The organism is Candidatus Saccharibacteria bacterium (genome assembly GCA_016432585.1).
Lineage (GTDB): Bacteria > Patescibacteriota > Saccharimonadia > Saccharimonadales > Saccharimonadaceae.
This window is the reverse complement of the sequence record CP066696.1, coordinates 245,553-271,231: the sequence shown is the minus strand read 5'-3', so window position 1 is coordinate 271,231 and position 25,679 is coordinate 245,553. Positions and strand designations below refer to the sequence as shown.

The following is a 25,679-nucleotide window of genomic DNA, read 5'->3' as shown; positions in this document are numbered from 1 at the left end:
CGCACTGCCTTAATTTATTGTTCTAAGTACGTAAACTCTTTGCCACCAATTTCGATAACACTATCGCCAGCTGCGCCGTTTCTCGTTAGCTCATGGGTAATACCAAGCTTTTTCATAATATCGCGAAGCCTGTTAACACCTTCGAAGTTGTCAAAGTTAGTCCGCCTAGCAAACTTTTCGATCTTATCACCCTTTACGATAAAGTGGCCCGTCTCTTCGTCTTTTTCGACCGTCCATGCATTTGCAATCTGAGCATCGTTGAGTGATATAACGTGAAGATCATCCTCGTCGTCTTCAAGTTCGCGTTCGATAGCACGAACGTTGTCTACCTTAGTACGAAGCGCACGTAGTACTTCTCTTAGACCTTTGTGTGCGGTCGACGAAACAGCAAAAATCTCTGCCTTTTTGCCAGCCACTTCGCGAAGTGCGTCAATCTGCATTTGAATCATTTCGTCATCGAGGCCATCGGTCTTCGTTAGTCCAATCACCTCTGGTCGCTCGGCAAGATCACCGCTATAGTTTGCAAGCTCGTTACGAATCGTTTTGTACGCGTCACCGATATCGTTCGTATACGCATCGACAAGATGAAGAAGTACGGCAGTACGCTCTACGTGGCGCAAAAACGCATCGCCAAGCCCCTTGCCTTCGCTAGCACCTTCAATAAGGCCTGGAATATCCGCAATCAAAAGGCTCGTGTCGTCGATATCGGCCACGCCAAGATTTGGCGTAAGCGTCGTAAAGGCATAGTCGGCAATTTCTGGGCGAGCATTGCTTACGACAGACAAAAAGGTTGATTTGCCCGCATTAGGAAACCCAACTAGTCCCACATCGGCAAGTAGTTTTAGTTCGAGTTCAGCTTCAAAAGTATCGCCGCGCTCACCAAGTTCTGCCATACGAGGCGTTTGACGAACCGATGATTTAAAGTGAGCGTTACCAAAGCCGCCGTCACCGCCTTTTGCAATTACTACACGCTGGCCATTTTCAACAAGGTCAGCAATCACCTCGCCACCTTTACGAACCACCGTTCCCATAGGAACTTTTACAATAAAGTCTTCGCCCGAGCGGCCACGCATATTTTGCTTTGAACCGTTTTGGCCGTGCTTTGCCTTTAGTTCCGGCTTGAATCGAAAGTCAACGAGCGTGTTAACATTTTCGCTTGCCTCAAAGATAACATCGCCGCCTTTACCGCCGTCACCGCCGTCTGGACCACCCTTGTCGATATAAATTTCATGCCTAAAACTGACGTTTCCGTTTCCGCCATTTCCTGCTGCAATAAAAACTTTCGCTGTATCAACAAACATAATTCCTCCCATTATAACAAAATCGCCCCTATATTGACAGGGGCGATTTTTTATTCAGAAATAAACTGTTAGTGAATGAAGCTGTAGCCGCCGCTTGTTGCCTCGCCCCAGCTCATAGTACGGCTAGTGACGCGGTTAAAGTTACCGGCATAGTTCATTTCGCTAATAGTAATGCTTTCGCCTGGGTTAACGCTTTCAACGATACCAACGTGACCATAGCCACCACCGTTTTGGATAACGGCGCCAACGCCAGGTTTCGTATCAACACGGTAGCCAGCTGCACTTGCGTACATAGCCCAGGTTGCCGCGTTACCCCAGAAGCTTCCAACTGGGCGGCCAAGCTGCATACGGCGCTCGTAGGCATACCACGTACAGTTACCGAAGGCATAACGGTTACCAGCAGACGCTCGCGCAATCTGTGCGTCGATAGTTGAGTAACCACCGTTGTATGCACCCGAAGTATAGCCACCAGTAGACGGTGCAACATAACCAGGGCGTTCGGTATTAGGAAGAACACCGCCAGGAATGATAATCGTCATGTTTTTACGAAGGCCGCTAAGTTCAAGGTCGTTAAAGGCAACAATCTGATCTTTGTTCGATTTGTATTTGGCAGCAATGCTTGAAATCGTGTCACCAGCCTTAACAATATAGACAATACCGTCAATTGGTGGGATTTTGAGCTTTTTACCCACAGCAATGGCGTCAGACGTCAGGTTGTTCGCCCATTTAATTGTATTTGCCGAAACGCCAAACTTGCGAGCAAGTTTTGAAGTCGTGTCACCAGCAACGGCCGTGTAAATTTTTACTTCGCGACTATCAGCCATTGGCTGAATGATTTGTGGCTTACTAATAGCATTCGCGTCGTTTTGGGCAAGCTCGCTCTCGGCAGATAGTGAAACCGAAAGGTTAGCAACGTTTGTTGCAATAGGTAGTTCAGCACGTTCAGCAATACCGGCTGCAACGTTCGTTGCAACAAGGTCGTCGACCGAAGGTTGGCTGGTTGACGTTTGAGATTCGGCAGCGCTTGCGACGCTATCCATATTTTGTGGTGGTTGGTAACCGATTGCTACCAACGACATAATAAGCAAGAAAACACCAGTATACGCTGCGACCGTTGTCGACTTGAGTCCGCCCTTAGCCTTTTTAGAGCTATTTTTATGACGAGCAAACACTTGTTGCCGTAACTCGGCAGCTGACGCTTGAGCTGAGCTCAGAACGGTTTGATGATTACTAATTATTGTTCTCCTGCCATTCGTATTACTACAAAGGCGTCTACCTTACTTTGTCTTTCTTCTCGCAATTTAAGAACAGGGTATGTGTGTCGACCGATTTCATTAATTATTATTAGTTGAAAAGTTCTTTATTCAATACCCGTAGCGACATTTTTGGTAGGCTCATTTATGGCTCGCTTTCCACCCGCAGATGCTGTCACAGACAGGCATTGGCAGACGAACTCACAAATGTGCTGTAAACAGTGTATCAGCTATTGCAAAGTATGTCAATTTATTTTATAGAATGTAAAATTGTCAAGTTCTATGGAATACTGCACTTAACTTGGCAATGGTTCTTGATATTGTCTTCGTGCTCTTCGTTCGTAATCGCAAAGTACGTTACTTCGTCGTCACCACTGAGGAAATAGACATAATTACCACTCGCTGGAGCCGCCACCGCTTGAAGTGCCGTTAACCCCGGCGTACCAATAGGTCCTGGGGGCAAACCCTTGTGAAGGCGAGTGTTGTATGGGGTGTCGACAGCAACCGAGCGAGAAACACCCTTTTTGTCCGCCCCATAGTACGCCGTCACATCCGACCCTAGCTGCATATCCATATCAAGGCGCTTAAAGAATACCTGCGCTACCTGCTTTTGATCGTCGGCATCGGGTACCTCGCGCTGGATAATAGAGGCGAGCGTAATGCCTTTATAGAGGTTCAGACCCTGTTTTTCGAAGCCTGCAATAAGATTATTTTCTTCGATTTTGGCATAAAATTCATCAAATGTACGAACGAGCACATCCTCTACGGTTGCATCGGCCGAAAACGTATAGGTTTCGCCGTAAATATACCCTTCAAGATCCGCTGTGGCTGGTTTTGAGGCAAATAGAGGGTGATCATACTTTTTAGTAAGCGCCGCGTCTACCTCGGCCTCTGTGTATCCCGCCTCTATAAGTCCTTTACGGTTATCGGCAAGAGTTGCCCCAGGAAGGAACGTTATAGAGAACTGATCGACATTTCCCGATACGAGATGTTTCACTATCTGTTCAGTCGATTCGGACTGCATAAGGCTGTAGGTTCCCGCCTGCAACTGAGAGCGCGTGCCGGATAGACGCGTGTAAAGATCGAATGCAAGACTACTCTTAATAAGCTGCTTACCCTCTAGTAAATCACCGATATCCGAGGGAGAGCTCCCCTCGACGATTTCTACGCGTGTTTTTTCACTGTTTTGGCTATTTACAGGCGAAAGTGCCATAACGTACCAAAAATACGCACCAGCAGTGGCCGCTACAATAAGACCAAGAATAATTGCAAGAACCCATAAAATAACCTTTTTAGGCGATTTACGAGGCTTTTCAAGCATAAGTGGTGTCTCTGGCGCTTCTAATAGCACTTCGGGCTCTGGGGCCTCTAGCGCCTTCTGGGGTGGCATTTTTATATCGCGTGGCGTATTTGGTCGCACATCTTGCGATAATGGTCGTTTTGGAGGAAGAATGTCGTTCATATTAGTGTTGCTCCATATAATCTTGTAGTATTATCGCTGCGGCCTGGGCGTCTATATCCCCCTTTGAATAGGGACGCCCGTATCCTTTGAGCCGCTGTTCGGCCAGCACGCTCGTAAGCGATTCGTCTTGAAATACTAGATCTGGCGCGATATCGGCAAGCTGCTTGGCAAAATTCTCAACATACGCCGTTTGAGCCGTTGGCTCACCTGATTGGTTACGAGGATAGCCCACGACAACCGTATCAGCCTTTTCGCTCACCACAAGCTGGGCAATTCGCTTAATCTCGTTGCCGTCAACTTCTATCGTGTCAAAAGGAACGGCAATCTTAACCCCGCTGTCGCCTACTGCGACCCCTATGCGTTTCTCACCGACATCTAGCGCAAGGAACGACTTAGTTTGACTCATTGAGATTAAATTCTATGCTGATTTTCTTTGTATCGTTTGGCGCAGACGACACCCAGAATGGCCAGAACTTAACATCCACATTGTCCACGCCTTGAATTGCTTCTAGGGCAGACTGGATATCGCCGTAACGTTTACCTTTGGCAAGATCCTTGATCGCGTTGTCGTCGATTTTTGGACCAATCTTTGCCGTGGCAACAATATTACCTGTAAAGCCGCCCGATACTGCTGCGATATTTGTAAATGTCACCTGCCCAGCGCCATTATCGTAAACTCGTCGGTCGTCTTGGCCTTTGATTTGATCTGCAAAATAGTCACCAAGGAACTGATCGACGTCTGCCTTTGCAACCGCAGACAGTTGGTAGGTAATTGTACTTGTTAGCTTCGACTTACTGCCCTCAGTCACCTCTTTGCCAATTGCAGGGGTTACCACAGGGTCACCACGATCGATCTTGAATGTTTGTTCGAGAATAACAAATGTGTCATTAAACTGACCCGTTAACTGAGCCTTAATGTCATCGCTTTTTTGCTGAGCAAGCTCATCTGTTGCCGATTGAACATCGCTCGTGCTCGCAACCGTGATTTCACGCTTTGTACCGCCCGCCATATCTGTACCATTTGCACTAATACCACTGACACTCGAACTATAGGCTCGTGCAGAGACATTATATTCCTCGCCAATCTTTACCGCTTCGACACTTACCGTCGCAGAGTCCTGAACAATCCCGCCGGGACCAACAGTGGTGCCGTTCAATGTTGCGCTTTCGGTGCTGACAAAAGTGATTTGATCGCTACTAAAACTTGTGCCCGCTGGTACCGTGATAGCATTACTCGATACCGAGGTACGGCTAATCTGCATTTTACCGGTCGCCTTTTCGCCTACTTCTTTTTTACCAGTCGGAGTAAATTCTACAGAAACGTCCTTTTTAGACTCTTGAACGACTGTTTTGATCGTTCCGGCCGAGAAATTAGTTGCAGCACTATCGGCAAGCTTTACCTTAGCATTTGCCGATGATTCTGTTGTGCGCGCGGTAATAATAACTGTCGCCTGTGGCGCAAAAAAGATTCCCCACACAAGCCCTGCGATAAGCAAAATAACCCCTGCAATAATAAGCACGAATTTTTTACGGAACTTATTGAAATTCGGTACACTCACGCCACTCTTTGATTTTGCTTTCGGAAGCGGACGACCCGGAGCTGGCGGCACTGCCCGAATTGGCGCTTCGGCTGCGTTCTCTTTAACGGCGTCGTCTATTGCAGCATTCGAGGCAAGCGCAACGGCTCCCATTCCTGCAACCCTAGCATGATCACCAACCGGCAATTGCGCACCATCGATAATATCCTCGCCGTTATCGATATCAAGTGCGGATATTTCGGCCATCTCGGGTTTACTTTGCAGGTTTTTTGCCGTTGGAACCTGTGCGGCCGCGGCAAGTGCGGCAAGTGCCGAGTTATTGCTAATAAGCACAAGTCGCTTATCAGCCTGCTTTGCTGCACGGGCAATCAGGCGCAAATTGACAGCGCTTTGCAAAACGCCAATACGCTTTGGCGGCACTAGTGCAACAATTTTCTCTTTAGCACCCTTAACTTTACCGATTATCGCGGTAATATCATCTTCAACATCGATATAAATAACGTCTTTATTCATGTTTATATTCGTAAGATTCGATTAAGTTTATCCTTGATGGTATCAGCATCAGTACTCCCCATCATTGTATCATATCCGACGCGCAGAAGACCCATAGCGGTGATGTAGGTGTGGTCGTTCGCAGCACCGGTTTTATCGGTAATGCCCACGACTTCACTAGGGTTAATGCGCTGAACGGTCGGACGCTTAGTAAAGGGCAGATCTTTATACCAATCCTTTTCGGCGAGCGCATCCATAAGCTTCGTAAGGCTGGCGCCACCTCCACAAAGAAGAATTCTGTTTGGCAAGTGATCGACAGAATCGAACTCGGCAAGCGCCAGTTCAACACCAGATAGCCAGACATCGAGTGTTTTGTCGATCGCTTCTTCGGCATCTTTTTTAACACTTGCTTTAATTTGCGGGCTATCGATATTTACCTTTAGTTTTTCGGCATCTTTGTAGTCGAGGTTCATTTCGCTGGCAATCGTGCGCGTAAAGCTACGCCCACCTATGCCGAACATCTTTGTCCCCTCTACGCCACCGTCGTTAACAACAGCAATGTCGGTTGTACCACCTCCAACATCGGCAAGGATCGCGGTAAAGTTACTGCTAGCATCGGTACCAAGAACAGAACGGCTAACAGCAAATGGTTCGGCTGCAACTGCTACAAGATCAAGCGCAAGTTCATCGGCGACGCGCTCGAGCGCCCCGATATGCACCATTGGAGCAAACGCGGTGTAAATCTGAACGGCGACATCACGCCCCTGAAAACCGATTGGGTTAGAAATCTTGTAGCCGTCGATATGAATACTAACGAGAGCGCTGTTAACGAGCTTTACCTCAACTTCTTCGTTACCCGTTTCGAGAGCGATTTGGCGCTGTGCTTTGCCCTGCGCGCGTTCTTGCACCTTTTCGATGATAAATTCCATTTCAGCCGTATCGAGCGGGCGGTCGGGCTGCGGGCGGCGGTAACGAATAGTGTTCGTAACGCCTTTTACCAGCTCGCCGGCAATACCAATAACCACGCGCTTTGCCTGCAGACCGGCTTGATCTTCGGCTTCTGAAAGCGCCTCTTCGCAATTACGAACAACACCCGAAATATCGGCAATCGCACCCGAATGCATATCACTAAGATCTTGGCGGGCGCGCCCCACGCCGACAATCTCTAGCGTGTCGCCGGTTTGCTTGGCGATAAGCGCCTTTACAAACTCTGTTCCGATATCAAGCGCCACCACATAATCGTTGTCGAGCTTGTCTTGCGTTCGTTTGCGTAATTTTTCGAAAACCATAATTAGTATCATTATATACCATTTGCCTATAGAATAAACATCCGTCTATAGAACCCCTGGCCTCGTATATTGAAAAATAATATAAAAAATTGTATAATATATTCAGTCATCGGCCCCTCTACGGAAGGAGCGCCATGAAGTTCTGGCGCATCATCTCGGTAGTTGGTGGTCTGCTTGTCGCCATTGGCTACACCAAGGGCGTACAGCAGATTTACAATTACTGGGAGAGCAAAGCAATTCAGGAGGCAGCGAAAACCAAAGCGTTCCGCACCGAGTGTCCTACGCACAACCCGTTCGACTGCACATTCACCGAGATTCCGGTGCATGTAAACCGCCTAGTGGATATCTATCTTCCGACAGGCGGTTGCGCAGTTATCTTTCTTGCGGCGATCATTGCCGCATGCATATGGCTCTACCGCTCCGGAAGACAGGCTTCCGGCTAACCCGAAAGAGGTACGCATGAACCTTGGTCTTACCGAAGACGAATGGCAGCGACTGCATATCACGAACGGCGTGATCACCACGATCCTGTTCGTGATAGCTCTCGTGGTCGTTCCGCTGGGCTTCTACTCCGACCTCGCCTTCTTCACCGGAGTACTTGGCGTTGTCGGGATCATCATCAGCGGCCTGCTGTACATCGCAAGTGTGTGGATACGAGCAATCCGCCCCGTGATCTACGTGGCGGTGATAGCCCACTCGCTCTGTCCGATACTAGGCGTCCTCACCGCGGGATTCGTCCTGCACGTGATCCACTCCCTGTTCTAGATTCGTCAGAACGCCCCCGGTAGCACCACCTCTCGAACCGAGAGTCGAGGTGTCACCGGGGGTCGTTTTGTTTTAGCCTATTTTAGAACAGCCTTGATACGACGAATGCCTGCCGAGCTTGACTCTTCTTTGGTGATTTTGAAGATCTTTTTGTCGTCTGCAAGTTCACCAGTATGATCAACATGAGGACCACCACAAATCTCGAAGCTAAAGCGCTGATCGCCCTCGCCCATTTGGTAAACTTTTACCGTATCACCGTATTTATCACCAAACGCGCCAATTGCACCTTTTTCGAAGGCTTCATCTGTTGGGTATTCTTTGTAAAATACTGGCAAATCTTCGTTGATTTTCTCGTTCACGATACGTTCAACTTCAGCAATCTCTTCGGGTGTCATTTTTTGGTCGTGGTTAAAGTCAAACCTTAAGCGGTCTTCGGTAATATTGCTGCCGTGCTGGGTAACGTGGTCGCCAAGCACCTGCTTAAGTGCAGCATACATAAGGTGTGTTGCGGTGTGATATTTTTTGTGGATAAGCGTTTGGCCACCAAGACCACCCTTGAACGTTCCTTTTGCTGCAGTTTGCGAACGAGCGCGCTGTTCGGCCATTTTGTCGTCGAACTCTTGGCGCCAGTTATCCGAAAGCTTAATTTCTTGCTTGAAAGCTTCTTCGGTAGAAAGCTCTACTGGGAATCCGTAGGTATCATATAGCATGAACAGTTCGGCGCCCGTAAGACCATCTGATTTGAATTTTTCCATCTGCTTTAGGCCTTTTCGAAGCGTCTGACGGAAGACTTTTTCTTCTTTTACAAGCACAGCGATCACTTCTTCACGTTTTGTAGCAACTTCAGGGTAGTCGTTGTGGTAAAGATCAGCGATAACCGGCACAATCTCCTCAAGAAAGTTCTGTTCAATACCAAGATCGAACGCAAAACGAATTGCACGGCGAAGCAAGCGACGCATAACATAGCCCTGCTCTTTATTAGCAGGCACACAGCCATCAACCGCAAGGAATGTTGCACCACGCAGATGGTCGGCAATTACGCGCATTGCGTTCGTGTTACTTTCGTAAGTTTTGCCGGAAATCATCTCCAGTTTTTCAATAATCGGCCACATAAGACTGATCTTAAAGACATCTGGACTGTCGATAGCAGCTGCCGCAATTCGCTCGAGGCCCGAGCCTTGGTCGACGTTGCGGTTGGGCAGTTTTTCAAAACCCTCGCCGCGGCGCACGTATTCCATAAAGACATTGTTGCCGATTTCCATAAACCTACCGCAGTCACAGTTTGGGTGACAGAACTCGCCGTATTGTTTTTTCTCGGCGTCGGTGTGTTCAGATTCATCAAAGCGGTAGAACATTTCGCTACTTGGACCACCTGGTTCGCCCTCGGGCATACCTGCGATTCCTTTGCCGCGCCACCACCAGTTTTTAAACGCATCGTAAAAGAATATCCGCTCGCCGGGCTTCATCCCCCTAGCGTAGCCATCTTCTTCCGAACCGAGATCGGCCGTCAGCGCTTCGATGCCGCGGTCTGCAAATATTTTCTTTAGAAGTTCTGCGCTTTCGTTATCACGGGGAATGTTAAATTCTTCGTTACCGATAAAACAGGTTGCATAAACTTTGTTAATATCGAGCTTCACAACATCGAGCAAAAACTCGTACATCCACGGAAGCTGATCTGCCTTAAAGTAGTCACCGAGCGACCAGTTTCCAAGCATCTCAAAGAACACTGTATGGCGATTATCGCCCACATCTTCGATATCCTGGGCGCGAAGGCAAGGCTGGCTATCGACAAGGCGCACTCCATCGGGGTGGCTCTCGCCAAGGAGATATGGCATAAGGGGCTGCATACCACTCCCCGTAAACAGAGTTGTAGGGTCATCTTTTAGCATCAAGGCGGCGCGCGCTATCACAGTGTGCTGACGGTCTTTGTAGTACTGTAGGTAGGCGTTTCGTATATCTTGTGCATTCATAATAGACTTATTATAACAGATGTAGCAAACAGTAAAAGATCTACTGTGTCGTCCAGCCGCGCCAGCCGCTATCTACAGAAGCAGCCTCCGTTCGCTGGTAGCCGAACCAGCGCGCGTAACCAGGATCCGTAAGAGCAATGCCCACCCGTGGACACGATGTCGTTTGCTGGCCGACCCACGAATCAGGACTAAGAGAAATACCGCCATTAGAGGTATACAGCCATACGCTTCCCGATTTTGATAACGCAAGGATTCCAAACTGCGGATCAGTACCGCCACTTCGAACACAAATAAGAATATTACGACGGTTAGTATCGCCAGCCGCCGCTTGCGTTGTTACATCATAGGCGGTGCGAGTGATCTTTACATTTGATTCATTCAGCCCTGTCGTGGCCGTATTGTGGATTTCACTAATTTCAGTTTCGGTTGTCGGATACGTTCCTTTGATCGTTTTATAATTCGCAAAGGCTTTTCCGATCGCGCTCAAATCGGACTTGATAGCCGTATCCTGAGCCCTTTGCTGCATGCCGTTATAGGCAACGATAACAATAACCGCCAGTAGAGCAATAACAACAATAACGATAAGAAGTTCGACAATCGTAAACCCCTTTTGTCGCCCACCCATCTACGCTCCTTTTTACTTCTAACTGCTTACGTTTATACCACAAATTGTCGCAGCAGGGCAACCTAGGATCTTGAGTCTAGGCGATAATTCCTCCGCCAAGGCAGGTGTCATCGTTATAAATAACCACCGATTGACCTGCGGCAATGGCGCGCTCGGCATTCTCGAGATGAAGATTAACACTCTCGTCGTCTAGTATTTCAAGCGATGCATCAACGAGCTTTGCGCGGTGACGAACGCGAATTTGATACGTTCCATTTTGAGGCGCGTCGTTTATCCAATGAACCGCGGTTAACGCGACATCGTTCTTCCAAAGCGTATCGTCGTTAAGATCCGTCGTTACATACACCTCATTTTTATCCATGCTTTTACCAACAACATAGTAAGGCAATCCGCCACCAAGTTCTAGGCCATGGCGCTGACCAAGCGTGTAAAAAATCGCACCGTCGTGAACACCTAAAACTTTACCCGTTAGCTTATCAATAATCTTTCCAGGCTTTTGCTCGACATACTGGCTCAGAAAATCACGAATCCCAACTTTACCAACAAAACATATACCTTGGCTGTCTTTTTTTGCAGCCGTAAACAAGCCACGCTCCTCTGCCATTTTGCGAACTTCGGGTTTTGTAAACTCACCAAGCGGAAATAGTGTTTTTTCAAGCGCCTTACCAGTCACTCGGTACAAAAAATATGTCTGATCTTTGTTGGTATCGACGGCCATTTTTAGCACACCATTAGCAACGCGCGCATAGTGTCCTGTTGCTATCATCTCGGCGCCGTCTTCTAGCGCGGCTTCAAGAAACAGCTTAAACTTAACCTCTTGGTTGCACATAATATCTGGGTTTGGCGTTCGTCCAAGCTTGTACTCTTCTATCATGTAATCAACGACTTTGTGCTTGTATTCATTCTCAAAATCAAACACCTTAAAGTCGATTCCAAGCTGTACCGCAACACGCTTCGCGTCGGCAAGATCATCTGCCCATGGACATTTCATGCCAGGCAAATCTTGCGTCCAGTTTTTCATATACACACCAGTCACGTCGTACCCTTGCTCTTTTAAAAGAGCTGCTGTCAGGCTACTATCGACACCACCGCTCATACCAACATAGACACGCATTAGCGACTACCTACTACATAAAAAGCGATGATTTTCGTAAACTCACCAAGCGCTAAAAACCAGCCCATTGGCGTTGCCCACCAAAACGCCGACCATTGATGGTCGCTTGCCACGGGGTGATTACGAACAGCGACTTCTGCGGTTCGCGAGCTAAATTCTAATCCTGCGCGGCGCTGGTGATACGCCGACGTCACTAAAATGACCGACGAAATGTTATTTTCGGTAAAAATACTTAGCGTGTTTTCGGCATTTTGCTTTGTCGTTTCGCCGTACTCTTCGATAATAATATCGGATTCTGGCACGCCACTATCAAGCGCTAGCCGTCGCATAACCTCGGCATTGCTTGGGCCAGATTTATCTTGTGCGGCACCCGAAAAAATGAGCTTTGGCGCCCAGCCCATTTGATACAGTTGAATCGCCTCTTCAGTTCGGGCCGTCGTGTCGCCACCACTTACGGCAACAATCGCATCTGCCGGTTCGCACATCGTTGCTCCGTCTGGCGCGTCGCCACAATCGGCCAGGTCGTCTGGTGCGAGGTACATCGTAAGCCCTATCACCACAATTGCAAGCGCAACGATAATCGCTATGATTGTTTTCATAGACCTACCCTTTTTCGCTCGCGCGTCACTTCCTCGATAATAATTTCACCAGCCCGCTTGGTGTTTTCGTCGGTCGATAAGTGGCCCAATGTCAAACGCAAACTACCATCTGCAACTTCGGGCGCTAACCCTATAGCCGTAAGAACATGCGAGCGCGTTCCTTTGTTTGCTGCACAGGCACTACCCGTTGCCACCAACACACCACGCGTTTCAAGCGCAAATACCAAACGCTCAGCATCGACGCCAGGGAACGAAATGTGTAAGTGTCCAGCAAGACGGCGCTTTTCGTATCCAGATACGACCGCATCGCTAAAAGCGTTCGTAAGCTGCGTTTGCAACGTATCACGAAGCTGCTTTAGCCTGTCTGTCTCGAAACGTCGGTGCTTTTCGGCAAGCTCCATTGCCTTCGCAAACCCAATAACCCCCGCAACGTTTTCGGTGCCGCTACGCAACCCTCGCTCTTGTCCACCACCTACAATCTGAGGCTCTAGCTGCACGCGGCTATCCGCCCACAAAAGCCCTACCTGTTTTGGCCCATATACTTTACCAGCGTTTAGCGTTAAAAGATCAACGCCGAGCCGTGAAACATGAATATCAAGCTGACCCGTGCCCTGCGAAGCATCGCTATGCAGATAAATTGGCGTCGTGTCGCCGGCCTCTAAACGCTTATCGCGCTCGGCTTTAATAACCGCTGCAATATCGCGGATCGGCTGAATAGTACCAAGCTCGTTGTTCGCAAGCGCAATACTTACCAGCCGCGTATCGTGGCGGATTGCTTTTTTAACTGCATCGGCCGACACAAAGCCGCGGTCATCACTTTGAACGAGCGTATGTTCATAACGCTTTGCAGCCGCAAGTACCGCATGGTGTTCAATATTCGCCGTGACAACATGTCCGCCAATACTTGCAAAGGCAAGATTAATCGACTCGGTTGCGCCGGCAGTAATAACCAGCTCGTCGCCCTTAGCACCAAACGTTCCCGCAAGCGTATGCTTTGCCGCCTCGTACTGGCGACGAACGGCTACAGCTGGCGAATACGGGCTAGAGGGGTTATAAAAAAGATCCGTAAAGTACGGCTGCATAGCAAACAAAACACGCTCATCCATAGGCGTTGCAGCAGCATGATCCAGATAGATCGTCTCGGTGTTCATATACTCCTACCAGTATACCAGCTATAGAATTTTCTGGCCGGTAGCAGGGTCGATTTTATAAACGCCACGCATTACTTGTTCGTAGTACATTGTGGTCGCAGCCAAAAGGTTGTCGAGCTCTGCGCCCGTAATAAACGAATAACGCGCGCCTTCTTGCACCTTTAAAATACCGTTAGCGTGCACTTCGTAGCGAACTGTTCGACGATCAGGTTTATTAGTCTTTGGATCGAGCCACTCTTCGTACCAAATCCATGTTTTTTCATCGAGGCAAAAAAACTCGCGGCGATGCCCAGCGGGAACATCACCAAATAATTTCGATCCGATTTCACTTTCTAGTTGCAAAAGTTCACGCTCGGAAAGCGTTTTAAAAGGACGTTTTTTGTCCTTGGGCATAGTAAGTACTTGTGCGGGATCACCAGTGATAAGCGAGAGTGCTTTTTTGAGTATCGACATATGATATCTCCTTTCTATGCAGCGAGATCAAGATCTTCGCGCGTTAGCGGAACTTCGCCGCCGGCTGTTTGGCGGCGTACGACGGTAAGGTTTCGGCTATATCGGCCGATTTGCTCGTGACGCGAAAATACAGGGCGCTCAACTGTAGCTGGAGTTTCCTCGAAAGCAGCGAGTGTTTCAGCACGCACCTCGTCCATCGTAGGAAGATTGCTTTTGTGAAGGTCGAGCTCTACCCCGTCTTCAAGAGGCGTCGCAATAAATTCGACGGTCGATGATGGAATATATTCCGAAGATCGTGGCCTGTTTTCCATAACAGCATACACCTCATATTAGAGTTGGCGTTTTCTACTGTTTGTTTTTAGATCGCAAATAACGATTCGGCATTCGCCGTGGTGATCGCCGCAATTTGTTCGTACGGAAGATCACGAATGAGAGCCTGGTGCTCTGTGATATGGCGCACAAATGCTGGCTCATTGACTTTACCACGTAATGGCGCTGGCGTCAAGAATGGTGCATCCGTTTCTAACAATAAGCGGTTTAGAGGAATTGTCGCAAACATTTCCTGCTGATTTTCGTCTTTCGTAAACGTACTGATACCATTTACCCCTATAAACAAACCTCGTTTTAAAGCTTCGTCTCGGTGCTGGGCTGTATCGGTAAAGCTATGCACCACGCCACGAATACCGTGAAAATTATCAAAAATCGGCCAAAAATCATCAAACGCCTCACGAACATGAAAAATAATTGGCAAGTTATGCTTTAATGCTAGGTCAATTTGCCATTCGAGTCCGCGAATCTGCACGTCCTTAGGGCTGTGCGCATAAAAGTAGTCGAGCCCAATCTCGCCAACAGCCACTGCCCCCGGCGCATGCGCGGCAATTTCTTCCCAGCCGTCTTTTGTTTCGTGCGGGTGAATACCAATAGAATAAAACACATTATCGTGAGCCGCCGCAAATTCGGCGGCTTCTTTTGTGCTGTTTTTGTCGGTGCCAACGCAAATCATTTTTGCCACACCCGCTTCGTGAGCGCGCTGCAAGACATGGTCGGTATCTAGCGGATAGGCCGAATCATGAATATGACAATGAGTGTCGATCAACATTACTTTTCCTGACGAGTACGAGGGTCTTCAGTGTGTTTGTATATCTTTGGGAACAATCCCCCGACGGCTTCGATAGGCACAACAACACCGGTGCCAAATATCTTATTGATATTTTCGGCTGTTGTTGGCAAGAACGGCGCCAAAAGTTCAGCAACCTGCAGTAATGTTCCAACGGCCTGTCCTAAAACTTCAGCAAGGTGCGCTTCGGCATCTGGGTCGGTTTCGCGACGTTTTGCAATTTCCCACGGCTTTACCATTTCGATATAGCGATTAAGTTCGCGAATCGTATCCCATACTTCGTCGATCGCCTGGTTAAAGCGAAGTTCATGCATTGCATCGTAGTATGGCTTTGTATCGTGATCACCCTTTGGCGCGTCACCAATAACGCCACTTTGATAGCGCGATATCATGCTGGCAACACGCGACACTAGGTTTCCCAAGTCGTTACCGAGCTCGTTGTTGTAGGCGTTTTCGAACTTCTCCCAGGTAAAGTCGCCGTCGTCGAGGGTTGGGATATGGCGCGAGAAGAAATAACGGAATGCGTCGATACCATACTCATCGATAATCTGGCTAGGGTCAACAACATTGCCGACAGTCTTGCTCATTTTGGCACCGCCTACGTTTACAAACCCATGAACAAGCAGTTTTTTAGGAAGCGGAAGATCAAGGCCCAAAAGCATCGCCGGCCAAATGCCTGCATGGAAACGCAGAATATCTTTACCAATCACCTGAACATCGGCTGGCCAGTATTCTTGCCAACCTTCGCGGTCTGGGTAACCCAAAATGGTAATATAGTTCGCCAACGCGTCGAGCCACACGTACATAATCTGTTCGTGATCGCCAGGAACGCTTACTCCCCAGCTAAGGTGCTTGTTCGGGCGCGAGATACTGACGTCTTGAACACCGTCCTTTATCATTTCAAGGAATTCCTTGGCGCGATATTCGGGTACGATTTCCATGTGACCACTGGTAATTGCGTCGCGAATTTTATCGGTAAAGGCACTGGTTTTTAGATAGTAGTTTTCTTCGGTAACATGTTCGTACTGCGTTTGATGATCGGGACAAACACCGTTTGTCGCCTCCACCTCTTTATCGGTAAAGAACGCCTCGTGGCCCATACAGTACCAGCCGTCGTAGCTACCCTTGTAAATATATGGTTGAAGTTTTTGCCAAATAAACTGCACGGCGCCTTCGTGATGGGGGTCGGTAGTGCGGATAAAATCGGTATAACCTGCTCCGACTTTTTTCATTAAAAGCTCGAAGTTGCCATACATTTTGTCGGTGTATTCTTTTGGCGTTAGGCCAAGTTCGGTAGCTTTTGCAGCTATTTTGTTTCCATGCTCGTCGGTACCAACCTGAAAGCGAACATCACGTCCGTTCTGCTTTTGGTAGCGGGTCCAAATATCGGCAAGCAGGTAATCAAGAGCATTGCCAATGTGCGGCGTGCCATTGACATAAGGGATTGCAGTGGTTATGTATAATTTTTTTCCCATAGTTACTTTCTAGTGTATCAGATAATAAAGAGTATTCTAAGCAGCAGGCTCACCCTGCTCGCCCATCATCATAGCAACAACAGCAAAACGACCCTTGCTGTCACGATTTCCGGCAAGATACTCGCTGTGTGAAAAGTAGTTCTTATCACGGGCGGTATCAACCGCGCTTACCTCTATATTCTCCTGACGTAAGCCGGCGCCCAGAAGCTGTTCAACAATTATCTCGTGCAAACCTTTATCGCCCAAGGCATGAACCGGATAACTTGCTTTACCGACAGCAGGACTTAACCAAGCGCGGATATCAGCAGGACGCGACGCAAACGAATCCATAAGATAGTGGACGCTCTTTTTCGCCCCGTCTACCTCGGCACTATGGCGACCAACATGCGATACCATCAAAACACCTTTTACTGCGTCATGCAAAATAACCCCAACACAATCAGCAAGGGGCAAGAAAAGCGCATGGCCAGGCTTTGTCACCACAAGCGCATCGGCTATGGTTTCGGAATCTGGCGCAAACATACCCCCTGCTTTTTCGCTGTCGTTTAGCGTACGATACTGCGTGTAATTTGCAGCGGGTGAATAGTCGATAGTCACAAGGGTGGTATTTTTTAGGTCGATACCAAGATTCTCTAAAAATACCTGCCTGTTTTTTAAAACATCGTCATTCTCGATACCAAATTTCATATTACCATCGCTTACCGATGAAACTGCGGCAATGATTTCTTTGCCAAAAATAGTAGGTTGGTCAGATGCGATCATGCGACCCTCGCAAGCGCCGCCCACTCCTCGAGGCGTAAACTCTCGGCACGGGCCTCGGGGTTAACACCAGCCTTTTGCAAAAGCGCCACCGATTCGTCTTTTGAGATACCTAGTCCACCAGCCAAACTACTGCGAAGTTTTTTTCGTTTTGCCGAAAATCCAGCTTTTACCACGCGAAAGAATTCTTTTTCTGAAATATCGCTAAGAAACGGCTTATCGCGAAGTTTTAATATGACCACCTGTGAATCCACCTTTGGTGGCGGCGTAAACATAGCAGCAGGCACAATATCACCTAGCGTTACCTCGGCAAAAATCTGTGCGCTAATAGCCAAAATACTCATATCGCCAGGCTTTGCCGCGAGACGTTCGGCAACCTCTTTTTGCACGAGCAACACTGCAATCGATGGCTTGTTTTCGGCAGTCATAAGCAGCTGAACGATTTTACTCGTAATGTAATAGGGAACATTCGCTACAACCTTGTAACCAGCAGGCATACCCGAAAGATCAAACGATAGAATATCACTTTGAATAACTTCTAGGTTTTTACCAGGAAACTGAGCCGGCAACTTACGCGCCAAAGCTTCGTCGAACTCTACCGCCACCACTTTTTCGCTGCGACGAAGCAGTTCGCTGGTAAGGGTGCCAAGACCCGGGCCGATTTCAAGCACCGTATCGGTTTTTTGCACGTCGGCACAATCGGCAATATGAGCAAGAACTCCGCGATCGCGGAGCCAGTGCTGGCCTAGAGATTTATTCGGACCGGCCATTCTATTGAGGTCCCGGGTCACAGCCCCAGTGCGACCAGCCACCGCCAGCCATCATGCTTGTTGAAACGCCTATCTGAGCATCTACATCAAAGTATGAAGCTCCGGCAAAGCCGTAACGCGCCGCTCGACTAGGCCAGTAATTTGGATCGTGCTGGAAGAGTCCTTTATAAAACCCGCTATCAGAACGAGGGTTGAATCCACTCTCACATCGGGCAATTAGCAATACGCGCTGAGCGTCAATACCTTTGGCTGCGGCGGCGGAACGAATCTTTGACATGATTTCTTCAGGACCTTCGACCTTTGCACCCACAATCTCTACCTGCTTTTGCGCCTTCTCAAGCACGACACTCTGAATCTTTTTACGACTCACCTCTTTACCATTCTTCATGATAATTTCGTAGGTAACAGACTTTACGCCCTTTACGCCCGGCGTAGTGATTTTTTTGTAGCCAACTTCACGGTCAGCGTCCTGGATTTGTTCGATAGGAAACGCGATCTTCTCTTTTTTCGTCACCGTTTGCTTACCGTTACGCCATAGCTCTACTTTCATGCCCTCGTGAATTTCGGCAGTAAGCGGTTGTGAGAGTGTATCGCCAACGCCAACAACAATCCCCTTTTCATTGAGCATATCCCCAACCGTTTTTTGTTGGGTATAGGCAGTTGTTTCGTTACCATACAGCACCAATTTAAATGATGTCGCACGAGTAACATGCAGCTGTACGCCCGCGCCCTGGCTAACCATGTCGGTACTTGCGCTAAGCGTTGCCGTATCTTCGTCGTGAAGGGTAATATTTGCCTGTTTAGCGATTTGTTTGGCGGTTTGATATGGCGACATTACTTTTTCGCGAACAGCACCGTCGATAATCGTTACTGGGCGTGCACGGTAAATATTAACATCGTAATTAGTTGCCACCAGTTCATCATCGAGCCCAGGTTCGACCGTATCGTTTGGATCAATCGTGATATCCGCTTCCTCAAATGCGGCCCGAAGCGTCGTAGCATGAGTAAGAATACCCCTGTCGCGACCACGATCGTGGACAGTAATGAGGCGCTGACCTGCAGAAAGCGATGGTGACGCCGCCTGGGCATACGAAGAAACAATACTGCCAAGTACGACAATAGCAAGCAAGAGCACAGCAACGACTATGCCTACCGGCGTGGAAGATTTTTTGGTTATACTCTTCATAAATTAGGGCAACACCTCACATGGCGCTACATAGAAAAAGTATATCAAAAATACCAGGGTTTGGGTAGTTTGCCCACTGTTTAATTGACGTAAGCGATTTATGGGTATATGATATGTTTCGAACATTTGCACGATACTACGTAGCAGCGTAACGATCTGAACAGTTCGTTACGGTCGTACAAGGAGTGACATGAAGAATCATGATCGGCTTTTGGCACGCGCCAACCGTCGTCTTGCAAGAACAGCGCGAGGCCGACGGGCAATCCGCGGCGCAAGCAAGCTGGGGCCTTGGGTGATCGGACGATCGATTTCACCCTACCTTCAGCGCGACGCATGGCGGCGCAGCATGGCAGTCACCGCCTGAGGTTGCACTTGTTTCAAAAGGCCGTCCGCTACCTCAGAATTCCTGAGGCGGCGGACGGCCGATAGTTTTAAGACGCTTTGGCGTCTCCTTTAAATCGTATTCACAACCCTGCGCCACCCGTCATTACTGAGCGGCGCAGGGCGACGACTCTGTGGAGTCATCTGGGCATGCGCAAGATTAGCTATGACTAGCCCTCTTACGGATACCCGTCAGCTAGACCACTCGGGCCGATCCTTGCGGTGGTTCACGCCGCCCACGCTGATGACGTCTGCCTTCCGCATGGACGCAGCGCCGTGCACCACGCAGGCCGACCGGCCCGGCGACGGGCGGGTGTTGGTGGTGATGTACACGCACTGCTGCGGCTGGTTGACAGCGCAGTAGTAGGCGTGCAGTACGAACGTACCCTGCCGGTCGCCCAGTTCGGGCATGCCCAGCAGTTCCTCGACCGACACATCGGCCATAACGAACACCTCCCAGTAAAATGGCACTGACAAAGTGTATTTTGCTATTGAATTATAGTTTTGTCAATTAGATTTTTTCAAGACGAGCGTACTCGACGTTCAACTTCTTCGTTTGGCCCGATGCAAATTCAATCGTTACGGCCATTCCGTCGATATCGACTATCTCGCCAATACCGAACTGTGCCGAACGAACACTATCGCCAATATCAAATGCCGGCACATCGCTAAATTCATCGTATTCACCGGTATTTTTAGCCGTAAACGACACAGCTGGCGCTTCGGCTACTTCATGGCCCATATCTGCCAAAAAGCGTGATGCCGGGTTGTAGCCACGCTGTCCAAACTGTAAACGGCTTTGCGCGTAGCTAAGATGCAACTCTTCACGGGCGCGGGTCATGCCCACATAACAAAGCCTGCGCTCTTCCTCGAGTTCGTTCGGACCAGCCTCGTACACGCGCGCTGTTGGGAATACCCCCTCTTCCATACCCACCATGAACACCACTGGAAACTCGAGTCCTTTTGCTGCGTGGATTGTCATGAGCGTTACTTTTTGCTCGTTACTACTTGTATCGGCACTCGACATCAATGCGACTTCCTCGAGAAAATCGGGCAGCGTCGCAAAGGCCTTGGCGTCAGAAACCAGCGACCCAATGTTTGCTTCGCGCTCTTCAGCCTGCGGAGTGCCATCTAAAATAAAATCGCGGTAGCCTGTTTTTTCGATAAGCGATTCAATGATATCTGTCGGAGATTTATCGGACTGCAACTTTGCCTGCAACCCCCGTAGCAGATCACCCAGCCGGGCGAACGCCATTTTTGCACGAGGCGTAAGGCTAGACGTTTGTTCGACATTGATAAGCGCTGAAATAATATCAAATCCACTTGTTGCCTGCCACGTAAGAAACTTCTCGAGGCTTGTCGCGCCGATTCCACGCGTCGGAATATTCACAATACGACTAAAACTCATGCGGTCGTTCGGCTGATATAACAAACGAAGATACGCAATAACATCTTTAATTTCTTTACGATCATAAAAACGTACACCGCCCACAATTTGATACGGTATCCTGTGCTGCAACAGCGCTCGCTCTAGAGTGTAACTTTGCGAGTTCATACGGTACAGCACGGCAAAATCACCATATTTGCGCGCACCGATACTTGCCTGCGCGTTGATTCGGCTGGCAACCATGTACGCCTCTTCGCTTTCATCGTACACAGGGTGAACCTGCACGGGCGCGCCCGCAGGCTCGGCTGTCCAAAGCTTTTTTTCGGATCGTTGCACGTTTTTAGTGATAACACTATGCGCGGCCTCAAGGATTGAGCCTGTACTTCTGTAGTTTTGTTCGAGTTTCACGATTTTTGCCCCAGGAAAGTCCCGCTCAAAGTTCAAAATATTCGTAAAATCAGCCCCTCGCCAGCTATAAATAGATTGCCAGTCGTCGCCCACAACACAAATATTACGTGTTTCGCCGACAAGACTTTTAACGATTGCGTACTGCGCGGCGTTCGTGTCCTGGTACTCATCGATAAGAATGTGCTTGAACTGCGTACGCCATTTTGCACGAACTTCTGGGTGATCGCGGAATAAGCGGACCGCCTCTATTAGCAGGTCGTCAAAGTCGAGCGCGCCAGCCTCGATGCGCATCTTTTCGTAAAGCGTATAGATCTTGGCAACTTCTTTTTCGAACGGATAGTTAGCATGCGCGGCAAATTCCTCGGGCGATCGAAGTTCGTTTTTTGCATTTGAAATCGCACTACTTACTGCGCGCGGTTTGATTTGCTTGTCGGTAATCGACAGCTGTTTCATAGCCTGCTTTATGAGACCTTGGCGATCGTCTTCGTCGTAAATGACGTAGTTTGGCGATATGCCGATTTTGTCGCCGTCCATACGAAGCAGCCGCACACAAATACCGTGAAATGTCCCCATCCAGGGCATAAATTGCCTGGCGCTACCGTCTTGCTGCAATAAATGCCCCAGACGCTCGCGCATTTCTTTAGCGGCTTTGTTCGTAAACGTTACGGCTAATATTTCGTTTGGCCATACACCTTCGTTTGCAATCAAATATGCTATTCGGTGCGTCAAGGTTTTTGTCTTGCCACTGCCCGCACCCGCCAAAATAAGAAGCGGGCCGGACGTCGTTTTTACCGCGTCAGCCTGCGCGGGATTGAGGTCTTTAAGTAAATCCATTATCTCTAGTATACCGAACTATACGATACCGAGGAAGTACAACGCGGCACCACCACCGGCACCAACGATCAATATAACGATAATAGCAATCACCCATGTCCAACCCGGCTTCTTTTTAGCAGGGTGAGCAAGAGGCTTGTGATATGAGTCGGTGTCATAGATGGTGCCAGCCTTTTGATCGGTCGTACTAGGTTCTTCGCGGTATTGTTGCGGAATAGACACAGGACCAGTAGGAACAGTTCGCTCGCTTGTTGGCTCGCTCGCCTTTTCTTTTGGCTTCTCTTCTTTAGCGACCACTGGTTCAGGTTCAGTCTTCTCTTCAGGCAACGCCTCTACGGGTGTCACAGGGTGTGATTCGTCGGTTTTAGGCACACCCATGTGTGTATCTGCCTCGATAGCCATGAGATCACCCTGAAGCTCCTCGGGAAGCTGTACTGGCGTGTCACTTGGTGACGCCGGAAGTTGCGCATCGGGGTCATCGACCGTCTTGTCCTCTTTTTCAGCCGTTGGCGCATCCTCGGTATATGTAGGAGCGGCGCTACCAAGAGGTCTTTTTTCTACTTTAGCGCCCGAAAGAAACGGCGAGGTAAGTGGTGGTGTGGCACCATCTGTTTTTTCTTCATGCTCCGCCTTGTCGGCTTCGGCCAGAAGATCTGCCGCCAGGTTATCGTTCGTCATTTGTGGAGCAGCTGGTGCTTTGAAATCTGCCATTTCTAGTGGATCAGGCCATTCATTATTCGAAGCTGTTGGTTCCGTGGCTGGTGTTTCTATAGCTACAGGAGCTTCAGTTTGTGGCGTATCATCGCTTACTGAAACATCTGGTGCAGGCGCCGCAGCAGCAGTACGTCCGATCATTACCCCTTCACGCGATACGGGGCGAGGAGGAATGACTGTCTTTTTCATGTCAGAAGAAGGATGCACAACATCCATGAAGCGTCCGCCACGTCGTGCCGCAAGGGGCGCTTGTGCATCTGAAGACGATACCGGCTGAGGAGTTGCGTCCACAGCAGGCAGCGGTACAGCGGGAACAGCAGGGGTTGCTGCAGCAGGTGCTGGACTCGAACTTACAACAGGAGCACCTGTCGTCTTGGCAACTGCCTTATCGAGGTCTTCAAACGACGGAGCAGCATCTGTCGCTAACGTTGGCGTAATATCGAGCGTCTTTTCCCCGTCTGCGTTCGACTCATCCTGAGATGGTTGTTTAGCGCCACTAGTACCTGTCATAAGCGAGTTCACCGCTTTGTCAAGTTCATCAAAATCTAGATCTTTCATTTCCCACCCCTATTTCTTAAACGACCGAACCCTTATGCGCCTTGTTGATAATTTCGGCAAAAACGTGTGCGTCGAGACTCGCGCCTCCGACCAGCAATCCGTTAATACCCTCTGTTGCTAAATAATCAGCTGCGCTGTCCGCCGTAACGCTTCCACCGTAGAGAATAGCCATGTCCTTTGCCGCCTGCGCCCCGTATAAATGCTTTAACTGGGCGCGAATAGTCGCAGCCGCTTTCTTGACCTCTTCGGGAAGTGCGTTATTGCCCGTCCCAATTGCCCAAACCGGCTCATACGCGATCACCACATGCTGTAGTTCTTCGCTGGTGACGTTTGCAAGTCCACCAACAAGCTGATCATGCAGCACTGCGTTTGTTTCACCTTCCATGCGCTCGGTAACCGTTTCACCGATACATAAAATAGGCTTGATTTCGTTACGAATAGCCGCCTGTACTTTGTTGCGGATATCTTTGTCGGCTTCGTGAAAGATATGGCGGCGCTCGGAGTGGCCAATAATTGCGTAGTCGGCAACCCCGCGAAGCTGGCTGGCCGAGACTTCGCCGGTAAAAGCGCCTTGATCTCGCCAATAAAGATTTTGAACGGCAAGTTTAAATACCCTGCGATCTACCTGCAAGCTAAGTGATTGCAGTGCTAAAAGTGTTGGCGCCAGTACAATTTGAACATCACGATGCGCCCTCACCATGCCAGATAGCTTGTGTAAATACAAACTTGCCTCATGAGTGTTGAGGTTCATCTTCCAGTTGCCAACGATGAGTTTTTTATCTAGAGCCATATACCACTTATGCTTATTTGCTCTTAGTGTAGCGCAATTAGCCCTTGGCGTCTAGCAGGCTTTGCACCCCAGGCAGCTTTTTGCCAGCCATAAGCTCCAAGCTCGCGCCGCCCCCCGTTGAAACATGCGTAAAGCTCTCGCCTTGGCGCGAATCCCACTTCAATACAAAATCCGCCGTATCGCCACCGCCAATAATAGACGTAACGTCGGGGTGAGTTGCCAGCGCCAGCGCCACCCTGGCAGATCCGTGCGCAAAGTTAGGGATTGTTGCATAGCCAAGCGTTCCGTTCCAAACGACGGTTTTAGCTTTTTCGATAAGCGCCACGGCTGTATCAATACTGTCATCTCCTATATCCAGGGCGATATCATCTGGTGCAACACTATCTAGCGTCACGTTGCGACGTGGCTCATCTGTGCTAATCGCCTTGCCTACGGCCAGATCTGTTGGCAAAACAATAAATTCATCTACTTTATCAGCGCCAACCTTTTGCCTGGCTGCTTCGTAAATCGCGTCGATTGTAGCAGTAAGATTGGGCTCGTAGACACTCTTGCCCATTGCGTAGCCTTTGTACGCCAAAAACGTATTCGCCATAGCACCCGTAATAATGATCGTGTCGGCAACCTTCACGAACGCCTCAATAATTTCTACTTTGTCACTGATTTTTGCACCACCAAGCATGGCAATCAGTGGGCGCTTAGGTTTTTTCATGGCGTTAGTAATGGTCGTATATTCGCGCTCGAGCAGCAACCCGGCAACGCTTGGCAATTGCATGGTCATTGCGTCGGTGCTAGCATGCTTGCGATGCACCACACCAAAGCCATCCTCTACAAAATAACGCGCGCCCGACGTCTTGGCGACATCTCGCGCAAACTGCTCGCTATTTTCTTCTTCACCAGGGTAAAAACGTAGATTCTCAAGTACAATCACGCTGCGTTTTGGCGCGCGCTTAATTGCCATTCGTGGCTTGTCGCCAATTGTCTTATCGACAAAGCGAACGGGTTCGCCCAAAAGCTCGGCGAGCCGCTGGGCAACCGGCTCTAGACTCAACTTTTCATCCCAACCGTCTGGCCGCCCTAAATGACTAATAAGAACAACCTTACAGTTGTCCTTAAGTAGTTTTTTAATTGTGGGAAGACTAGCACGAATACGAAAATCATCCGCAATCGTGCCATCTTCGTTTAAGGGAACGTTGTAATCAACCCGCACGAGAACCGTGTGGCCGGATATTTGCACCGTGTTGATTGTTTGTTTAAAAAAGCTCATCCCACCCTTTGCTTTTATGGCTAG

At 49.0% G+C, this 25,679-nt stretch carries 26 protein-coding genes; 3 read left to right on the top strand and 23 right to left on the bottom strand.

Features of this window, described 5'->3' with window-relative positions; all coding sequences use genetic code 11:
- Positions 1-14 precede the first annotated feature (14 nt).
- The 6 genes from obgE to pilM all read right to left on the bottom strand — a co-directional run bounded on the left by obgE (position 15) and on the right by pilM (position 7,335).
- The gene (gene obgE / locus HZB75_01430) at positions 15-1,301 is read right to left on the bottom strand and encodes a GTPase ObgE (protein ID QQG51153.1); all 1,287 of its coding nucleotides are present in this window, start codon (positions 1,299-1,301) and stop codon (positions 15-17) included.
- Positions 1,302-1,369: 68 nt separating this feature from the next.
- Positions 1,370-2,380 carry a LysM peptidoglycan-binding domain-containing protein gene (locus tag HZB75_01425; GenBank protein QQG51152.1) on the bottom strand — a complete coding sequence of 337 codons (1,011 nt, stop codon included), beginning with the start codon at positions 2,378-2,380 and terminating at the stop codon, positions 1,370-1,372.
- A 454-nt stretch (positions 2,381-2,834) separates the two neighbouring features.
- Positions 2,835-4,016 carry an endolytic transglycosylase MltG gene (mltG, locus tag HZB75_01420; GenBank protein QQG51151.1) on the bottom strand — a complete coding sequence of 394 codons (1,182 nt, stop codon included), beginning with the start codon at positions 4,014-4,016 and terminating at the stop codon, positions 2,835-2,837.
- Between the two features lies 1 nt (position 4,017).
- Positions 4,018-4,422: a Holliday junction resolvase RuvX gene (gene ruvX, locus HZB75_01415; GenBank protein QQG51150.1), complete on the bottom strand. Its 405-nt coding sequence runs from the start codon at positions 4,420-4,422 to the stop codon at positions 4,018-4,020.
- Positions 4,409-6,067: a hypothetical protein gene (locus HZB75_01410; GenBank protein ID QQG51149.1), complete on the bottom strand. Its 1,659-nt coding sequence runs from the start codon at positions 6,065-6,067 to the stop codon at positions 4,409-4,411. Before HZB75_01410 ends, ruvX begins: the two co-directional genes overlap by 14 nt.
- Before the next feature lie 2 nt (positions 6,068-6,069).
- Positions 6,070-7,335, bottom strand: coding sequence for a pilus assembly protein PilM (pilM, locus tag HZB75_01405; protein ID QQG51148.1), 1,266 nt, complete (start codon positions 7,333-7,335; stop codon positions 6,070-6,072).
- A 134-nt stretch (positions 7,336-7,469) separates the two neighbouring features.
- Between pilM and HZB75_01400 the strand changes: the two genes are divergently transcribed.
- The gene (locus tag HZB75_01400) at positions 7,470-7,778 is read left to right on the top strand and encodes a hypothetical protein (GenBank protein QQG51147.1); all 309 of its coding nucleotides are present in this window, start codon (positions 7,470-7,472) and stop codon (positions 7,776-7,778) included.
- A 16-nt stretch (positions 7,779-7,794) separates the two neighbouring features.
- The gene (locus HZB75_01395; GenBank protein QQG51146.1) at positions 7,795-8,100 is read left to right on the top strand and encodes a hypothetical protein; all 306 of its coding nucleotides are present in this window, start codon (positions 7,795-7,797) and stop codon (positions 8,098-8,100) included.
- 77 nt (positions 8,101-8,177) lie between these two features.
- Here the strand turns inward: HZB75_01395 and HZB75_01390 are convergent, their stop codons facing one another.
- From HZB75_01390 to HZB75_01335, 12 genes are all read right to left on the bottom strand, one after another.
- Positions 8,178-10,070: an alanine--tRNA ligase gene (locus tag HZB75_01390; GenBank protein QQG51145.1), complete on the bottom strand. Its 1,893-nt coding sequence runs from the start codon at positions 10,068-10,070 to the stop codon at positions 8,178-8,180.
- A 40-nt stretch (positions 10,071-10,110) separates the two neighbouring features.
- The gene (locus HZB75_01385; protein ID QQG51144.1) at positions 10,111-10,695 is read right to left on the bottom strand and encodes a prepilin-type N-terminal cleavage/methylation domain-containing protein; all 585 of its coding nucleotides are present in this window, start codon (positions 10,693-10,695) and stop codon (positions 10,111-10,113) included.
- Between the two features lie 76 nt (positions 10,696-10,771).
- A complete protein-coding gene (gene mnmA, locus HZB75_01380) occupies positions 10,772-11,809 on the bottom strand; it encodes a tRNA 2-thiouridine(34) synthase MnmA (GenBank protein ID QQG51143.1) in 1,038 nt (345 codons plus the stop codon).
- Entirely contained in the window at positions 11,809-12,408 is a 600-nt protein-coding gene (locus HZB75_01375) for a YdcF family protein (GenBank protein QQG51142.1), read from the bottom strand. The genes mnmA and HZB75_01375 overlap by 1 nt, the downstream gene beginning before the upstream one ends.
- Positions 12,405-13,559: a cysteine desulfurase gene (locus tag HZB75_01370; protein ID QQG51141.1), complete on the bottom strand. Its 1,155-nt coding sequence runs from the start codon at positions 13,557-13,559 to the stop codon at positions 12,405-12,407. The genes HZB75_01375 and HZB75_01370 overlap by 4 nt, the downstream gene beginning before the upstream one ends.
- A 21-nt stretch (positions 13,560-13,580) precedes the next feature.
- Positions 13,581-14,012, bottom strand: a complete 432-nt coding sequence (locus HZB75_01365) for a hypothetical protein (GenBank protein ID QQG51140.1) — start codon at positions 14,010-14,012, stop codon at positions 13,581-13,583.
- Positions 14,013-14,026: 14 nt separating this feature from the next.
- Positions 14,027-14,323 (bottom strand): hypothetical protein, encoded by a 297-nt coding sequence (locus HZB75_01360; GenBank protein QQG51139.1) that lies wholly within the window; start codon positions 14,321-14,323, stop codon positions 14,027-14,029.
- Between the two features lie 47 nt (positions 14,324-14,370).
- Positions 14,371-15,111, bottom strand: coding sequence for a TatD family hydrolase (locus HZB75_01355; protein QQG51138.1), 741 nt, complete (start codon positions 15,109-15,111; stop codon positions 14,371-14,373).
- Positions 15,111-16,604, bottom strand: coding sequence for a methionine--tRNA ligase (locus HZB75_01350; GenBank protein QQG51137.1), 1,494 nt, complete (start codon positions 16,602-16,604; stop codon positions 15,111-15,113). Before HZB75_01350 ends, HZB75_01355 begins: the two co-directional genes overlap by 1 nt.
- A 36-nt stretch (positions 16,605-16,640) precedes the next feature.
- Complete coding sequence (locus HZB75_01345; protein ID QQG51136.1) at positions 16,641-17,366, bottom strand: polyphenol oxidase family protein; 726 nt, start codon at positions 17,364-17,366, stop codon at positions 16,641-16,643.
- Positions 17,363-18,133 (bottom strand): ribosomal RNA small subunit methyltransferase A, encoded by a 771-nt coding sequence (gene rsmA / locus HZB75_01340; protein ID QQG51135.1) that lies wholly within the window; start codon positions 18,131-18,133, stop codon positions 17,363-17,365. The genes HZB75_01345 and rsmA overlap by 4 nt, the downstream gene beginning before the upstream one ends.
- Position 18,134: 1 nt before the next feature.
- Entirely contained in the window at positions 18,135-19,319 is a 1,185-nt protein-coding gene (locus HZB75_01335; protein QQG51134.1) for a DUF348 domain-containing protein, read from the bottom strand.
- A gap of 190 nt (positions 19,320-19,509) precedes the next feature.
- Here HZB75_01335 and HZB75_01330 point away from each other — a divergent pair, with 190 nt between their 5' ends.
- Positions 19,510-19,683: a hypothetical protein gene (locus tag HZB75_01330; protein ID QQG51133.1), complete on the top strand. Its 174-nt coding sequence runs from the start codon at positions 19,510-19,512 to the stop codon at positions 19,681-19,683.
- A gap of 209 nt (positions 19,684-19,892) precedes the next feature.
- Here HZB75_01330 and HZB75_01325 read toward each other — a convergent pair whose 3' ends face one another.
- The 5 genes from HZB75_01325 to HZB75_01305 all read right to left on the bottom strand — a co-directional run bounded on the left by HZB75_01325 (position 19,893) and on the right by HZB75_01305 (position 25,655).
- Positions 19,893-20,144 carry a hypothetical protein gene (locus HZB75_01325; protein QQG51132.1) on the bottom strand — a complete coding sequence of 84 codons (252 nt, stop codon included), beginning with the start codon at positions 20,142-20,144 and terminating at the stop codon, positions 19,893-19,895.
- A gap of 67 nt (positions 20,145-20,211) precedes the next feature.
- Positions 20,212-22,329 carry a UvrD-helicase domain-containing protein gene (locus HZB75_01320; protein ID QQG51131.1) on the bottom strand — a complete coding sequence of 706 codons (2,118 nt, stop codon included), beginning with the start codon at positions 22,327-22,329 and terminating at the stop codon, positions 20,212-20,214.
- A gap of 18 nt (positions 22,330-22,347) precedes the next feature.
- Positions 22,348-23,601 carry a hypothetical protein gene (locus tag HZB75_01315; protein ID QQG51130.1) on the bottom strand — a complete coding sequence of 418 codons (1,254 nt, stop codon included), beginning with the start codon at positions 23,599-23,601 and terminating at the stop codon, positions 22,348-22,350.
- A 16-nt stretch (positions 23,602-23,617) separates the two neighbouring features.
- Complete coding sequence (locus tag HZB75_01310) at positions 23,618-24,391, bottom strand: triose-phosphate isomerase (GenBank protein QQG51129.1); 774 nt, start codon at positions 24,389-24,391, stop codon at positions 23,618-23,620.
- A gap of 37 nt (positions 24,392-24,428) precedes the next feature.
- Positions 24,429-25,655, bottom strand: a complete 1,227-nt coding sequence (locus HZB75_01305; GenBank protein ID QQG51128.1) for a phosphoglycerate kinase — start codon at positions 25,653-25,655, stop codon at positions 24,429-24,431.
- Between the last annotated feature and the right edge of the window lie 24 nt (positions 25,656-25,679).